5 protein-coding genes are annotated in these 16,594 nt (G+C 70.7%); 3 read left to right on the plus strand and 2 right to left on the minus strand.

What is annotated here, in order from left to right; genetic code table 11:
• Positions 1–84: 84 nt before the first annotated feature.
• Positions 85–804 carry a peptidoglycan recognition protein family protein gene (locus CLV71_RS00650; RefSeq protein ID WP_166663857.1) on the plus strand — a complete coding sequence of 240 codons (720 nt, stop codon included), beginning with the start codon at positions 85–87 and terminating at the stop codon, positions 802–804.
• Between the two features lie 26 nt (positions 805–830).
• Here the strand turns inward: CLV71_RS00650 and CLV71_RS00655 are convergent, their stop codons facing one another.
• Positions 831–1,154, minus strand: coding sequence for a hypothetical protein (locus CLV71_RS00655; RefSeq protein ID WP_133900579.1), 324 nt, complete (start codon positions 1,152–1,154; stop codon positions 831–833).
• Positions 1,155–1,224: 70 nt separating this feature from the next.
• Here CLV71_RS00655 and CLV71_RS00660 point away from each other — a divergent pair, with 70 nt between their 5' ends.
• Positions 1,225–1,728 (plus strand): nitroreductase/quinone reductase family protein, encoded by a 504-nt coding sequence (locus tag CLV71_RS00660; protein ID WP_243866121.1) that lies wholly within the window; start codon positions 1,225–1,227, stop codon positions 1,726–1,728.
• Here the strand turns inward: CLV71_RS00660 and asnB are convergent.
• Positions 1,715–3,544 (minus strand): asparagine synthase (glutamine-hydrolyzing), encoded by a 1,830-nt coding sequence (gene asnB, locus CLV71_RS00665; protein ID WP_133900580.1) that lies wholly within the window; start codon positions 3,542–3,544, stop codon positions 1,715–1,717. The two genes, CLV71_RS00660 and asnB, sit on opposite strands and share 14 nt — an antisense overlap.
• Before the next feature lie 366 nt (positions 3,545–3,910).
• On the opposite strand from asnB, the gene CLV71_RS00670 reads away from it, so the two are divergent.
• Positions 3,911–16,582 (plus strand): Tc toxin subunit A-related protein, encoded by a 12,672-nt coding sequence (locus CLV71_RS00670; protein WP_166663858.1) that lies wholly within the window; start codon positions 3,911–3,913, stop codon positions 16,580–16,582.
• Positions 16,583–16,594: the final 12 nt, after the last annotated feature.

Here is a 16,594-nt window from a genome sequence, read left to right on the forward strand (position 1 = left end):
ACCATTCCCCGTGGAGCGTGAGCCGACATGGCTGTTATGCCCGGTGTGGAGTATCTGCCCGTGGTAGGGGCCGGAGCACTCCGGATGAGCCGTTTCGACGTCGTCTGTCTACACACGATCGTGGGTAACCCACCCGCGTCCGCCGCGCACTTCTCCACGAGGGCGGACGGGCACATCTACCAGTCGCGGGACACCGTGTACCGGAGTGTGGCCAACGGCAACGGCAACCACCGGGTGATCGCGGTCGAGAACGACGACTCCGGCCCGGAGTTCGGCCCGTGGAACACCGCGGACGGGCACGCAGTCCCGGCGTTCACCCCCGAGCAGGTCGAGGCCATCGCCCAGATCTGCGCGTGGGCGTACGCGACGCACGGCATCCCGCTCGTCGCCTGCCCGGACAGCAGGCCGGGCAGCCGGGGCATCGGCTACCACCGCCAGGGCATCCCCGGGAACTTCGCGACCTACGCCTTCCCCGGGCTCGTGTCGGGCGGCGAGGTGTGGACCGAGGACTACGGCAAGGTCTGCCCCGGCGACGCACGCATCGCGCAGCTGCCGCAGATCATCACGCGTGCCCGGGTCATCGCCGGCCTCGAAGCAGACGAGATGGAGGACGACATGCAGTTGATCAAGGGCGACAAGAGCGACGCCGTGTTCGTGGTGGTGTGGAACCAGGCAGGCGCGATCGCCGTCCGCAAGCGCATCCCCAACGAGAACGACCCGGGCTTCCGCGCGGCCCGCGCCATCGGCTACGCCGTCCGCACCGTCCCCCAGGACGTCATCGACGCCATCCCCGACATGACGTGACCGCCCCGACGCACTGAAGGACGCCTTCAGTGCGTCGGGGCCCACGGTTCGTCGTCCTCGTCGCCGAGGATCGGGTCGAGGGTGGGATCGTTCGCCCGAGGTTCCGGCCAGGTCTCGCGGGGTGGGGTGGCGGGCTCGCCGAGGCCGGACGGATCGGGCCGAAGGCGGGCCCTGCCGTTGCGGAAACCCCGGTACGGCCGGATCGCGTCCTCCTGGTGCCACGGCGGCGTCCGGGGTTGCGGGCCGGGGAGCAGCCAGCGAGCCAGCTGGTACCAGGGTGCGGCGTCCGCCTCCGACTCCACGGCCGCCCGTTCGGCTCGTTCGCGCTGCCGCCGTCTCCCGAACCGCATGAACCGACCGTACCGGACGTCACACCCGACCGGGCGCGTTCCGCTAGCATCGCCGCACGCGGGCGCGGGCATGCGTCCACAGTGGAACGAGGGGCGCCAGGTGAACCCGCTGACCAAGGTGGCCCACTGGCTGGGCCGCCACCCACGATCCATGAAGCTCGCCCCGGTGATCATCCCGGTCGACCGGGTGTTGCACCGGGTCAGCCGGGGCAGGCTCAGCCTCGTCGGGCTCGCCGGGATGCCGTCGCTTCGGCTCGTCACCACCGGCCGCAGGACCGGCCTCGCCCGCGCCAGCGACCTCGTCTACACCCCCTACGGCGACGACTACGTGGTGATCGGCTCCGGCTGGGGCCGCCCCGCGCACCCGGCGTGGACGGCCAACCTCACGGCGGACCCGCACGCGACGATCATCGTGCGCGGGCGGACCCTGCCGGTGGTGGCCCGCAGGGTCGACGACGCGGCCGAGCGGGCCGAGATCTGGGCGCTGGCCGTGCGGAACTGGCCCGGCTACGAGATGGAGCGCCGCATCGCAGGCGGCCGGGAGTTCCGCTTCTTCGTCCTCACGACAGCTTGAGCACCGGCCGGTACATGTCCAGCCACAGCGCGAGGTCCAGCGTCCGCTCCAGCGCGTAACGCATCGGCCCGACCACCTGCCCGGCGGCCGCCAGCTGCGAGACCAGCGTGCGGTCGACGATCTCGAACACGGGGTGGTCGGCCGCGATGCCGCGGACGTGCTCCTGCAGCTTCCTCGCGTACGCCGGGTCCTGTGTGGACGGATACGGCGACTTCACCCGCTCCACGACCGACCGCGGCAGCACGTCGGCCGTCGCGGCACGCAGGAGCGACTTCTCCCTGCCGTCGAAGCTCTTCAGCGCCCACGGCGTGTTGTACACGTACTCGACGAGCCGGTGGTCGCAGAACGGCACCCGCACCTCCAGCCCGACCGCCATCGACGCACGGTCCTTGCGGTCCAACAGGATCCGCACGAAGTGCGTCAGGTGCAGGTAACAGATCTCCCGCATCCGCGACTCGAACGCCGACTCGCCGGGCAGCGGCTCGACGCGGGACACCGACGTCCGGTAGGCGTCGTGGACGTAGTCGTCCAGCCGCAGGTTCTCGAGCAGCCCCGGGGCGAGCAGCCCGCCCCGCTCGCCCCGGTGACGCGCGAACCGCACCAGCCACGGGAACGTGTCGGCCTCCCGGGCCTCCGGGTTGAAGAACTGCCGGTACCCGCCGAACACCTCGTCGGCCGACTCGCCGGACAGCGCGACGGTCGAGTGCCCTCGGATCGCCCTGAACAGCAGGAGGAGCGACGCGTCCATGTCGCCGAGCCCGGTCGGCAGGTCACGTGCGCGGACGACCCGCCTACGCACCTCCGGGTCGGCCAGCTCGTCGGCGCTCAGGACGATGTCCTGGTGGTCGGTGCCCGCCAGCTCGGCGACGTCGTGCACGTACGGCGTGTCCGGCGTCGAGCGCATCTCGTCCGGCACGAAGTTCTCCGCCTGCCCGGCGAAGTCGACCGCGAAGCTGCGCACCCGCTCGTCGTGCTCGCCGAGCTGCTTCGCGGCGATGGCCGTCAGCGCCGACGAGTCGAGGCCCCCCGAGAGCAGGACGCAGCGCGGCACGTCCGCGACGAGCTGGCGCGCGACGATGTCCTCGAGCAGCTCCCGCACCCGCGCGACGGTCGTGTCCCGGTCGTCGGTGTGCTCGCGTGTCCGAAGGCTCCAGTACCGGGTCGTGCGCGGCCCGCGGCGGTCGACGGTGACGACCGTGCCCGGCTCGACCTCGCGCATGCCGTCCCACACCGCGTGTCCCGGCGTCTTGACGAACCCGAACAGCTCGCGAATGCCGTCGAGCGTGACGGTCGGCTCGACGGCCGGGTTGGCGAGGATCGCCTTGGGCTCTGACCCGAAGAGCACGCCGTCGGGTGTCTCGTAGTAGTAGAAGGGCTTGATCCCCATCCGGTCGCGCACCATGACGAGCTTGTCGTGGCGCCCGTCCCAGATCGCGAACGCGTACATCCCGTTCAGCCGCTCGGCGAGGGCCGTGCCCCATTCGAGGTAGGCGTGCAGCACGACCTCGGTGTCCGACGACGTGTCGAACCGGTGGCCGCGCCTGCGCAGCTCGTCCCGCAGCTCGGTGAAGTTGTAGGTCTCACCCGAGTAGACGAGCGCCACGGGCCCGTCCGGCAGGTCCACCCGCATGGGCTGCCGCCCGCCGGGCAGGTCGATGATCGCGAGCCGCCGGTGCCCCAGGGCGGCGTGGTCGGTCGTGAACGTGCCCCGGTCGTCCGGCCCCCGGCAGGCCATGGTCTCGGTCATCGCGTCGAGCGCGTCCCGTTCGGTCCGCAGGTCCTGCCGGAAGGCCACCCAGCCGGTGATCCCACACATCGGATCCCTCCTCCGTACACGGTCTGTCACTGAACGTGCAGGTCCATTAGACACCTATGTAACTGTCTGGTATCTGCGGTGTTACGTCGGCATGTCGCAATTGCCGGGAACCCGGTCCTGTGACGTGAGCCATAGCGGGGTGGCGGGTCGCGGGAGAGTGGTTGGTCCGGCGGGCTCACGGGCTGCGGCCGGCCGGCGGAGTGGATCACGACGTTCGGCCGAAAACTCACCGAAATCGGGACTCGGTGCGGCCAGGCCGTTACGGGTGGGGTCGATGGTCAGACATTAGGGCGACGCCGGGGCCGCTGGTCGATCTTCGGATGTGTAGTGCCATCCACGCCATTCTTTTTCCTTCTGGAGGAAATAGTGATACGAGACGAGTCGTCTCCCAGCTATGCGGAGCTCTTCGGGGCGCTGGACTTTCGGGGAGACGACGACGCCAGGTCGGTGTACTCGCCGGCGGCCTACTTCGTTGACCTACTTGCCTTGTTGGATGGGACGTTCGACGGGCGGGCGCTCCTGGAGCGGCGGCCGGACCTCGGGCAGGTCCTCCTCGACGCCGAGCACACCTTCACCGAGACGCCCTATCTGGATATTGTCAACGAAGTACTGGAACGTCTCGTCGGAGAGTCTCCGTACGACATTCTCCGTAAGCGGGTCCACCCGCTCGTGCTGCCATTCTCGCTACACGACGAGGAGATCCGGAAATACCTGCACTATCTGCAGGTCACGCCGCTGGAACTGTACCGGCTGTTCTCCCCGGTGATCGACCACGACATCGCCGCCCGGGAGTTCCTGGGGCTGTCCGCCGACGACGTGGCCGTCGTGACCACGTCCGTCACCGACGACGCCGGGCTCACCGCCCGCTACGGCGCACCGCCCGCCGAGCTGCGCGACCCGCGCCGGTTCGCCGAGGCGACCGGGCTCACCGGGCCCGAGGTGCGGGAGCTGATGACCGAAGGGCTGGAGGTCACCAACGCCTGGCTCGACCTCGCCAACCGGATCATCCGGCTCGCCCGCCTGACCGGTCTCGGCCTCACCGACCTGAGCGCGGTGGTCGCCCACTGCTGCCGGGGCAGGCTCGACTCGCTCCGCACGGTCGCCGTCGTCGTCCGGCTGCACCGCGAGCACGGCCTCGCCGTCACCGACGTCTGCCGGCTCGTCGTCCCCATCGAGGACGAGGAGGTCCAGGGCTGTTCCGGCGACATCCTCGCCGCACGCAACGACGACTACCGCTTCCGCCTCGCCAACTGGATCGAGGTCGCCGAGGCCGACATCGCCACCATCGTCCGCCGCTACCGCGAGCACTACGCCGGCACGAGCCCGAGCCCCTTCGACCAGGGTGACGTCGGACTGGCGGCCATCGGGCTCCTGCGCCGCGCCGGGCAGCTCGCGTCCGCGCTCGGCGTCGGCACCGACGAGCTGTTCGACGTGCTCGTCGCCATCGACAGCGACCCCGCGCTGCGCCGGCACACGAGCTTCGCCGTGCTCGGTGACACCGCCCCGGCACGTGACTGCTTCTCGATCCTCGCCGGTGGCGACCCGGCGGAGGGCCTGTGGCTCGCCCAGACCCTCTTCGCCGTCGTCGCCTGGGCGCAGGCCGCCGGGTTCGGCGGCCGGGAGCTGACCGAGGTGCTCGGTGGCCGCCCCGACACCGACGAGGACGCCGTGACGGCCCTGGTGGACGGGCTCGTCGAGGCCTTCGACCAGGTGTCCTTCGACGACGCGCTGTTCACCGGCGACCGGTTCGGCGAGCGCGCCTCGAAGGTCGTGCACGACGTGCTCACCGCCCACGACGACGCGGTCGTCGCCCCCGCCGACGACCGGCTGCTGCGGCTGGACCTGGCCAGGACGCCGGCCGCCGCCTACGACGCCGTCACCGACCTCGGGGTGCTCGCCGAGGAGGACTTCCAGGGGCTTGGTCTCGGGGAACGCATGCGGGACAAGCTCTTCGGCAACATGGTCCACATCGGACACCTGTACGACGACGGGGTGCTGGCGGTCGTCGACACCGAGGGCCTCCAGCTGGCGAGCGACTTCGAGCCCTACCGCGAGACCCTGTTCAAGACGATCAGCTCGGTCGTCAACGGCACCGCCGCGTTCTTCCCGTCCGACCTCACCCCGCTCGGCCTGCTGCCCGAGCGCGAGGTCGAGCTGTACGACAACCTCGTCTACAACGGCTACCTGGACGAGAACGGCGACCTCACCGACCCCGAGTTCTTCCTCGACGCGGACAACGTCGAGCTGTTCGAGGTCAACGCCGACCTCGCCGACGCGACCGAGGGCGTGCGCGCGCTCATCGACGACCGCCTCACCCGGTTCCGGACCGACCCGCTCGCCATCGACCCGGAGATCTTCGCCGACCTCCGGCTCACCACGGCCGAGCTGCTCGACCTCACCGACAGCCTGACCTTCAACGGCTACCTGGACGAGAACGGCGACTACCGCGACAAGGCCGCCCTGGTCTCCCTGCCCCTCGCGGACTTCGCCCTGGCCATCGCGTTCTACCCGCGCCGCCGCGCCGTGCTCGACGCGGTGCAGACCCAGCTCCGCGCCTTCCAGAGCGAGCTGGACACGTTCACCGTCGAGGACTTCACCGGCGTCGCGGACGTGGCCATGAGCAAGCGGGTCGTCGACGCGCTGGCCGGCCCGTACACCACCGGCGGCCGGGTGGTCGACGAGACGGCGGTCCCCGACCTCGGCGGCGGGTTCACCCAGGCCGAGCAGGACCTGGTCGCGGCCAGGATCGCGGTCGTGCTGGAGGACGAACTGCCCTACCGGCTCGACGTGGCGACGCTCGCCGACCTCGGCTTCACCGAGGAGGAGGTGGTCGCGGTCAAGGCCCACCTCCTCGAGACCGGCTACGTCACCGAGGCGCTCGCGGTCGACGAGGAGTGGCTCCCGTACTTCCGCAACGTCAACAACGCCTTCAGCTTCGCGCTCCCCGGCCTCGGCGACTACGCACAGGACGTCTTCTTCGCGCTGCACTCGGTCGCGAACGAGCTGACCGGCGCCGTCAACGAGGTGGTCGACCGGCTCGACGTCCGCGCGGCCGAGCAGCGCCGGGCCGTCGACGACGTCCTCGCCGACGCGTTCGGCATCCCCGCCGAGACGGCCGCGGCCATCGCCGACGCCGTGACCGGCGGCCGGGACGAGACGTTCGACGTGCTCGTGGCACCCGCGCTCGACGCGGGCGTGCCGCCCACCGACCCGCACTTCCGCAACGCCTACCGCAGGATCCGCCGGTTCGCGGCCCTCGCCGCGAAGCTCGGTCTCGACCCGACCGAGGTCGTCGCCGTCTTCCGCGACCAGGACCTCGTCGGCAAGTACCCGGAGAACCTGACGCTCCCGCCGGGCGTGAGCTCCTTCGACGCCCTGCTGGAGGGCCACGACAAGACGATCTACCTGTTCGAGGGCGAGGGCTACTGGACCTACGCGGCCGGCACGTTCACGCTCACGAGCCCGGCGAGACGGCCACTGGGGGAGCTGTCGCCGAGGTTGGCGGGTCTGAAGGGCGTCGACGCCGCCTTCACCCTCCCGTCCGGGGTCGAGTGGCTCGTCGGCCACACCGACAACGGCACGTCCCTGGCCTTCACGCGGCAGCGGGGCGGCACCCGGTGGGCGCCGCAGGAACAGGTGTGGGGCAAGGTCAGGAACAACTTCACGGCGCCGGCCAGGATCGACGGCGCGTTCACCGACGCCGACGGCCACACCTTCCTGTTCGCCGGCGACCAGTACATCCGCTACTCCACCCCCGACTACACCCACGTCGACGAGGGCTACCCGCGCCCGGTCGCGGAGTGGCGCGCGCGTGAGGGCGTGGCGGCGACGCTGACCGGCCCGCTCGACGCCTTCCAGGCACCCGACGGAAGTGTGCACGTGCTCACCGGCTCGGCGGGGTGGGGTCGCGTCCGCAGCGACTTCGACGGCCTGACCTCGGTGGACGCCGCGTACTCCGGCGCGTCGGCCGTCCACCTGTTCGCCAAGGGCCAGGTCGTCCGGTACTCGGACAGCATCGAGAACGCCGGTGTCCGGGTCGACGAGGGCTACCCGCGCCGCATCCACGACGTCCCTGCGCCGTTCGAGGGCGGGGTCGAGGCCGCGTTCACCGGCCCGGACGGCGTCCTGCACCTGTTCAAGGGCGGCCGGACCTCCTCGGGTGGCACCGAGATCGTGCCGACGGCCGACCGCTGGGGCGTGCTGCCCCCGGTCCTGCCGAGCGGCACGGTCGACGCCGCGTTCGCCGGTCTCGACGGCCGCACCTACCTGTTCAGCGGCGACTCCTACCTGCGTTACTCCACGGCCGACTACTCGCTGGTCGACGCGGGCTACCCGAGGACGATCGGCCCGGACTGGGGTGGACTGTCCACAGTGGACACCGCGTTCGTGATGGACGGCGGCACCTACCTGTTCGGCACCGGCGGCCTGCTGTTCGACCTCACCACCGAGCTGCGCGACGACCTGACCACCGGCACGCTGACCCCGAGGCTGCGCAACCGGTTCGCCGAGCACGGCCTCGCGCTCACCGGCGTCGAGGGCACGGCCGCGCCGTGGCGGCTGCGCACCCAGGAGGGCATCACCCTCACGGTGAAGGTGGAGGGCCTGCGCACCAAGGTGTTCGGCGAGGGCACCCGCTGGTACGTCCGCTACGGCACCAGCGACTACCGCACGCCGGACGCGGGCTTCCCGAAGCCGCTGTCCGACAACTGGTGGAACATGCCCGCCGGCCTGAACCTCGGCACGGTGGACGCGGTGTTCACCGGCCGCGACGGCCACACGTACCTGTTCGCGGGCGGCACGTTCGTCCGCTTCGACGCGCGGCACCGCTGGTGGTCGGAGCCGATGTCGTTGCGGGAGAACTGGGACAGCGTGCCGTTCGAGAAGGTCGACGCCGCGTTCGTCGGCGTGGACGGCCGCACGTACCTGTTCCGCGGCAACGACTTCATCCGCTACTCGACCGCCGACACCACCGAGGTCGACGACGGCTACCCGGCGCGGGTCGCCGGCCACTGGGACAACGTGCGCAACAACATCCAGCGCACCGGCCAGGTCGACGCCACGCTCGTCACCGAGGTGACCGAGAAGGTCGACGGCGTCGACGTCGACCGCGTCTACACCTACCTGTTCTCCGGCGACCAGTACGTCCGCTACCTCGGCGCCGACTACGCCCGCGTCCAGCCCGGCTACCCGCGCCCGCTCTCCGCGCTGAACACCGAACCGGGTCTGGCCGCGCTCGACACCCGGCTGGACCGGGTCGACGCCGCGTTCGCCGACCGCCGCACCGCCTACCTGTTCAGCGGCGACCGCTGCCACGCCGTCTCGGCGCTGCCCTACCGCCGCTACGACGACCTCGGCGTCACCGAGGTCCGCTGCGCCTTCATCGAGAACGGCAGCGTCATCACCAACGGCTACTACGACGGCTGGGAGAAGCGCTCCGCACTGGAGAACCGCGGCGCCCCGGTCGCGAACACCTTCCGCCCGAGGACACTGCGCACGGTCCCGGCGGAGTTCCAGGACCACCTGGACTCGGTCCTCACGGGTGCGGACGGGAACACCTACCTGTTCAAGAAGGAACGCTGCTTCAACACCCAGCTCAACCACGCCTACCCGCTCGCGGAGGAGTGGGGCAGGCCGCGCAACACCATCTACGAACAGGGTCGGGTCGACGCCGCGTTCGTCGGTCGCGACGGGAGGACCTACCTGTTCAGCGGCGACCAGTTCGTCGTCTACCTCGACGACGGCACCACGATCGACGGTGACCCCAAGCCGATCGCCGACCACTGGGGTGGTCTGGAGAGCGTCGCGCTCGCGTACGTCCACGGCGAGAAGACCTACGTGTTCGAGCACCCGGACGTGGAGGGGATGGTCCGCCACCTCGTCTTCTCCGGCACCGACTACACCAGGCCGGACGCGGGCTACCCCGCCGTCGCCGACGACGGCCTCCTCGGCGCACCGGACGGGTTCCCCTTCCCCGACGCGGTTCTCGTCGAGGGCGACACGCTGATCCTGCTGAGCGGCGAGGACTGCGTCTCCCACCACTCGAAGACCGGCAACTGGTCGGTGGTGCGCCCGATCGCCCGGCTGTTCCCCGGTTTCGCCGACGGTGTCGACGCGCCGGACACCCTGCGCTCGGCGTTCGCCGCGAAGGACGGCACGACCTACTTCTTCTTCGACGACACCTACGCCGCCTTCACCGCCGGCGCGTTCGCCCCGCTCGCCCCCACCCGCGACCGGTGGGGTCTGTCCCGCAACCCGTTCGTCACCGACGGCGGCACGGTCGACGCCGCCTTCGTGTGGCGCCAGTACACCTACCTGTTCGCAGGCGACCGCTACGTCCGCTACACCGGCCCGTCCTACCGGGCGATCGACGCCGGGTACCCCAAGAAGATCGCCGTGAACCTGCGCACGGAGGAGCCGTTCGGGAACCTGCCGGAGTCCTTCGAGGACGCGCTCGACCGGCCGATCTCCGCGGTCGTCGGCAACGACCGCACCATCAACGTGCTCGTCGGCGGCGTCTGCCACACCGTGTCGCCGCGCCTCACGGGCAGCTACACCCTGGAGGGGCTCGGCAGGCCCCGCAACACCTTCGTCGAGTCCGGCGCGGTCGACGCGGCCATGGTCGCCGACCGCCGCGTGTACCTGTTCTCCGGGGACCAGTACATCCGCTACTCGACCGCCGACCACTCCCACGTCGACGACGGCTATCCGAAGCCGCTCACCGCGCTCGCGGACGAGCTGGGGCTGCCGAGGCTGCCCGACGCGTTCACCGACGGCGTCGACGCCGCCTTCCGCGCCCCGGACGGTACGACGTACCTGTTCCGCGGCAAGGAGTTCGTGCGCGGCCAGGGCGCCGAGCGGGTCGACGCCGTGTGGGGCAGGGTCCGCAACGACCTGACCGCGGGCGGTCTCGACGCCGCGTTCGTGGCGCCGACGGGTGAGCTGTACGTGTTCCGTGGCGACCAGTACGTCCGCTACCCGGCGAACGTGCCGCTGGAGTACGTCGACCAGGGTTTCCCCCGCACGGTGAAGGACGACTGGGGCGACCTGCCGTGGGAGTTCGAGGAGGGCGTGGACGGCGCGTTCACGTTCGAGGGCCGCGCCTACCTCACCAAGGGGGAGCGGTACGTCCGCTACTCGGGCGCCTACGAGGTGGTGGACCGCACCTACCCGCAGGACTTCCGGCACCGCTGGGCGGGCACCGCCGACTACCGGCTGTCCGACCTGCACACGACCACCCGCTTCGTCGACCTCGTCCGCTCCCGGCCGGAGGGCCTCGCGGCGCTGTTCGTCGAGGGCGCCGACGACCCGTACGAGCGGCTGACCGAGCTGTTCGGCTGGGACGCCGAGGAGCTGCGCTGGGCGCGGCGCAACAGCGGGCTGCTCACCGAGCGCACGCCGGAGGAGCAGGTCTTCGAGATCGAGTTCGTGCTCGCGCTCGTCGACCTGTTCGCCACCGCGCGCAAGATCGGCGCAGGCCCGTCACGCCTCCACGCCGAGGTGTGGTCGAAGCTCCACGACCTCGACGAGCCCGCACTGGCCGAGGCCTCGGCGGCCCTGTACGGGATGCTCGAACGCCACACCGCGCCCGCGGAGTGGCCGAAGCTGGCCGCGCAGGCGCACAACGAGCTGAACGTCCTGCGGCGGGACGCGCTCGTCGCCGCCATCGCCCCGGAGCCCGGCGGCTCACGTGAGCTGTTCGAGCGGTACCTGATCGACGTGGACATGGGGCCGGCCGGCACCACGTCCCGCGTCCGGGAGGCCATCGCCGCCACACAGCTGTATCTGCACCGCTACCTGCTCGACCTCGAGACCGTCACCTTGCCGGCGGACGCGGACCCGGACGAGGTCCGCGCGCGGATCAAGACCTGGTGGTCCTGGATGCGCAACTACCGGATGTGGGAGGCGAACCGGAAGGTCTTCCTGTACCCGGAGAACTACCTGCGTCCCGAGCTGCGTGACACGAAGACGCCTGCGTTCGCGGCGCTGGAGGACGAGCTGCTGCGCACCGAGATCACCAACGAGACCGCGCAGGCGGCGTACAAGCGCTACCTCGACGAGTACACCGAGGTGTCCCGGCTCGCCATCGCGGGCGGCTACGTGTACGCCGAGGACGGCGCGCCCGACGGCGAGCGCAGGCTCGTGCTGTTCGGCCGCACCAGGACCACGCCGCGCCGGTACTACTACCGGTCGGCGCAGTTCCGTGACGGCGAGAAGCTCTCGGCCACCTGGGAGCCGTGGCTGAAGGTGGACGTGCAGATCGACGCGGAGCGGGTCGACCCGGTGCACGCCTTCGGCCGGGTGTTCGTGTTCTGGCCGGTGGTCGAGGCGGTCACGCTCGACGACCCCTCCAACACGACGATCACGACGAAGCCGAAGGACGGCGGACAGGCGGTCTCCGCGCCGCCGCCCGTCTACCAGGTGAAGATCTACTACTCGTTCTACAACCTGAACCGGGAGTGGGTGCCAGCCCAGCTCCTCGCGGTCGACACCGAGCAGACCGGGCAGGTCACGAACCTGGGGCTGTACGTCCAGGCCTCGCGGACCGTGCCGGGTGTGAGCGCGCACGACTCGATCATCGTGCAGTGCACGTACAGGGCCGGCGAGACCGACGTCACCTCGGCGTTCACGCTCACCCCGGAGCTGTACGGGATGCGCGCCACGGAGACCGTCCCGCCGCCCCGTCCCGCGGACCTGTCCGGGCTGTTCGACGAGCCGGCCACCACCCCGATCGACCCGGTCGCGGTCGTCCGCTTCAACGCGCCGGCCGACACCGTGGACGGCTCGTGGTCGGCCGTCGACCACAAGGGCGGCAGCTTCCTGTGCCGCCCGGTGTCCGCGCCGGTCGCCCCCGCGGAGCTGACCCCGGCACAGGGCAACGCGCACCTCCTGCCCACCACGTGGTCGGGGGTCGCGGCAGGCTTCCAGCTGCGGGACAAGCCGGGCACCAGGTACTTCTTCGACACGGCCGACAAGTACGTCACCGCGCCCGACGGCGAGGCGGCGGCCGGGCGGACGAGGAAGAACACCGTCGAGCGGTTCGGCATCGTCGGCACCGCGCTGCTGCGCACCGGCGTGGTCGACGCCGTCTTCGTGCGCGGCAACCAGGTCTACCTGTACTCCGGTGACGAGTACTACTCCTACTCCCGCACCGCGTTCGGCACCCTCGACGGCGGGTTCCCGAAGCTCGTCATGAGCAACCTGGACAACCTGCCGAAGCTGCGGCGGGTGGACGCGGAGAAGCTGGTCGTCGGTGGCGCGATCGACGCGATCGTCGAGCTGGAGAGCAAGATCTACCTCCTGTTCGGGGACTACTACGTCACGCTGAACGACCAGCTGAAGCCGGCACACGACCCCCGCAAGCTGTCCGGCGAGGGCGGCCTGCCCAAGGACCGGGTCGCCGGCCCGTTCGCCGACCTCGGTCGCACCGTCGGTGTGCTCTCGTTCGACAACTCGGCCGGCGGCTACCGGATCCGGCGCGGCAACGACAGCTCCAGCGGCAACAACAAGGACCTCGGCCGGGTCGCGAACGCGTTCAACACCAAGGGCAAGATCGTGTCCGCGCACATCGCCGACGGCAAGCTGTACCTGACCGGCGACAAGGAGTTCATCCGCTACACCCTGAACACCGACGGCACCATCCCGGACTACGTCGACCCCGGCTACCCGAAGACCCTCGCACAGCCGGTCAGCGCGGTGTTCACGAGGGACGGGTTCCGTTACGTGTTCAGCGGTTCGAGCTACGGCATCCTGCCGAAGGACCAGGAGCTGGACACGAAGCCGGCAATGCGGCCCATCGCAGGCAGCTGGCGCTGCCTGCCCGCCGGGTTCCCGAAGGACTTCTCCGGCGTGGTGGAGACGACGTCGTCGCTGTTCTTCTTCATGGGCACCAACTACTCCGCCTACCCGGCGACCGACGCGGTCTCGCGGCCGTACGAGATCTCCGCGCTGCCCAACGAGATCGTCCGGCTGACCTCGTCCACGGCGTACGAGCTGAACCGGCGGCTGCTGGTCGGCGGCATCGACGCGCTGCTCGCCCCGGACACCCAGGAGATCGACGAGCTGCCGGCGTTCAGCTCGACGAGGTCGGACGCGACGACCGTGCGGGTGCTGCCGAGGACCGCGACCGCAGGCGTGCCCGTCGGGTCGCACCTGGACTTCGACAGCTCGAACGGCATCTACTACTGGGAGATCTTCTTCCACGCACCGATGCTGATCGCGCGGGCGCTGAGCGCCGCGCAGCGGTTCGACGACGCCCGCCGCTGGTACGAGTACGTGTTCGACCCGACCCAGCGGGAGCGGTACTGGCGGTTCCTGCCGTTCCTCGCGGTCGACGTCGACGCGCTCGTCCTCGGCTGCCGCGCGGACGCGGCCGAACTCGCCGACGCCACGCTCACGAGGCTGCTCGAAGACGTGCTCGCCGTCGTCGAGCCGATGGCGCCGGCGTTCCGGCAGGTCCGCGACCTGACCAGGCAGGAGCTGGACGACCTCGCCGGACTGGCCGCGACGGGCCTCGACGCCCTGCGCGCCAGGCTGGCCACCCTGGCGGCCGGCGAGGCGAGACGCGGTCTGGCCGAACGGGTGGACATGCTCGGGTTCCTCGGCAGGCAGTACCGCCTGATGGGTGACCGTGCCGGCCTCATGGCCGCCTACCGCGACGACCCGTTCGACCCGCACGCCATCGCGGCGCTGCGCCCGGCCGCCTACCGGCGCACGGTCGTCATGGCCTACCTCGACAACCTGGTCGCGTGGGCCGACATGCTGTTCGGCCAGTACACCGGGGAGAGCATCGACGAGGCGCGGATGCTCTACATCCTCGCCCACGACCTGCTCGGGCAGCGGCTGTACGACGCGGGCCTGAGGGCGTTGCCCGCCGCCACGTCCTACGACGGGCTGGACGGCGACGGCGGTGACGAGGTCGCGCACCTGACGGCCAACGGGGCGTTGCTGGAAAGCTCCGGTGCGGTCCACGCGGGCGTCGCGAACCCGTACTTCTACGTGCCGGACAACGCCACGTTCGTGGAGTACTGGAACCGGGTCGCCGACCGGCTCACGAAGATCAGGGCGTCGCTGGACATCATGGGCATCAGCCGTCCCGTGCCGCTGTTCGAGCCGCCGGCCGACGTCATGGCGCTGGTCGAGGGCGTCGCGAAGGGCGCGTCCCCGGAACAGGTCATCGCCGCGCTCGCGACACCGCTGCCTGCCTACCGGTTCACCTTCCTCTACCGCAGGGCACAGGAGCTGGCCGAGCGGCTCAAGCAGCTCGGCGGCGACCTGCTCGGCGCGTTCGAACGCCGCGACAACGAGGAGCTGTCGCTGCTCCAGACCAGGCACGAGGCGGAGATCCTCGACCTGACGAGGGCGATCAAGGAGAACCAGGTCGCGATCGCCGAGGAGGGGGTCGCCGAGGCGCTGGCGTCGCTCGCCGGCGCGGAGGAGCGCGTCACGCACTACACGCAGCTGATCGCCACGGGCATGTCCCCGATGCAGATCGCCCAGCTCGCGATGATGTCGGTCGGCGCGACCGCGCACTTCGTCGCGAGCGGCCTGAAGATCGGCGCCGCGATCGCGGCCGTGGCGCCGCAGGTCTACATAGGACCGTTCATCATCGGTACCGCCTTCGGCGGCGACCAGCTCGGCGACTCGCTCTCGACCGGCGCGGACGTGTCGTCCACGCTCGGCGAGGCGTTCAGCATGCTCGGCGAGGTGCTGGGCGTCCGGGCGGACTACGAGCGGCAGGAGGAGGACTGGCGCATCCAGCTGGCGTCCGCGAAGGCCGATGTCGCCCAGCTCGGCCACCAGGTGACGAGCGCGCGGCTCCAGGTGGCCGTCGCGCAGCGGGACCTGGCCGTGCTGGAGCGGCAGGCCAAGCAGAACCAGGAGATCAGCACGTTCCTGACGGGCAAGTTCGCGGGGGAGCGGCTCTACAGCTGGATGGTGGGCCAGCTCTCCGGGCTGTACTTCCAGACCTACCACCTCGCCCACGACATGGCCCGCGCCGCCGAGAAGGCCTACCAGTTCGAGCGTGGCGGCGGGACGTTCATCCGACCGTCCTACTGGGACAGCCAGCGGGGCGGCCTGCTCGCGGCCGACGGCCTGACGATGGACCTCGACCGGCTCGGGCAGGCCCAGGTGGCCGGCGACACGCGTGGGCTGGAGATCACCAGGCGGGTCTCCCTGCTCGCGCTCGACCCGATGGCGTTGCTGGCGCTGAAGAACGAGGGTCGGTGCGAGTTCGCGTTGACCGAGGAGCTGTTCGACCGCGACTTCCCCGGCCACTACCGCCGGCAGGTCCGGACGGTCAGCGTCACCTTCGACACCGAGGACGGTCCGGTCGGCGTCAACGCGACGCTCACCCAGCTGGACAACAAGACCGTGCTGTCCGCGGACCCGAAGGCGGTGAAGTACCTGCTGGACCCGAAGGGCACCATGCCGGACTCGCTGCGTGGCGACTGGCGCCCGAGCCAGCAGATCGCGCTGTCCGACCTGGAGGACGGCCGGGACAACAACGGCCTGTTCGAGCTGCGGTACGACGACGACCGCTACCTGCCGTTCGAGGGCACCGGCGCGGTGTCACGCTGGCGGCTGGACGCGGGCCGGGTGCCGGCGTCGCTGCTGGACGTGCTGGTCACCGTGAAATACACGGCCGTGCAGGGCGGCGACACGTTCGCGACCGCCGTGAAGGGCATGCTGCGGCCGTACCCGACGGCGCGGTACTTCGACGTGGCCGAGGAGTTCCCGGACGAGTGGGAGGCGTTCGTGGACGGCGACTCGACGCAGCTCGACCTGCCGATCACGCCGGACCAGCTCCCCGGCCTGGCGGGCCGGCAGATCACCGGGGTGCTGGCGCGGTACGAGCGGGCCGGGGAGGGCGAGGCGGAGTTCCTGCTGAACGGGGACAAGCGCCTGGCGCTGGCGGACGGCACGCTCCTGCGCACACCGGGCCTCACGACAGGTGGGTGGACGCTCGTGTTCTCGGGCGACAAGAGCGTCCTCACCAACCTCGGCCTGGTCATCACCTACCGCGCAAGCGTCCGCTGACGGGAGACGAAC

This window comes from Actinophytocola oryzae (genome assembly GCF_004364325.1).
GTDB lineage: Bacteria > Actinomycetota > Actinomycetes > Mycobacteriales > Pseudonocardiaceae > Actinophytocola > Actinophytocola oryzae.

Bases quoted from the DNA above. Each gene is read 5' to 3' on its own strand.
- CLV71_RS00660 (WP_243866121.1), top strand. From the start codon at position 1,225: ATGCGTCCACAGTGGAACGAGGGGCGCCAGGTGAACCCGCTGACCAAG.
- CLV71_RS00655 (WP_133900579.1), bottom strand. From the start codon at position 1,154: ATGCGGTTCGGGAGACGGCGGCAGCGCGAACGAGCCGAACGGGCGGCC.
- CLV71_RS00650 (WP_166663857.1), top strand. From the start codon at position 85: ATGAGCCGTTTCGACGTCGTCTGTCTACACACGATCGTGGGTAACCCA.
- asnB (WP_133900580.1), bottom strand. From the start codon at position 3,544: ATGTGTGGGATCACCGGCTGGGTGGCCTTCCGGCAGGACCTGCGGACC.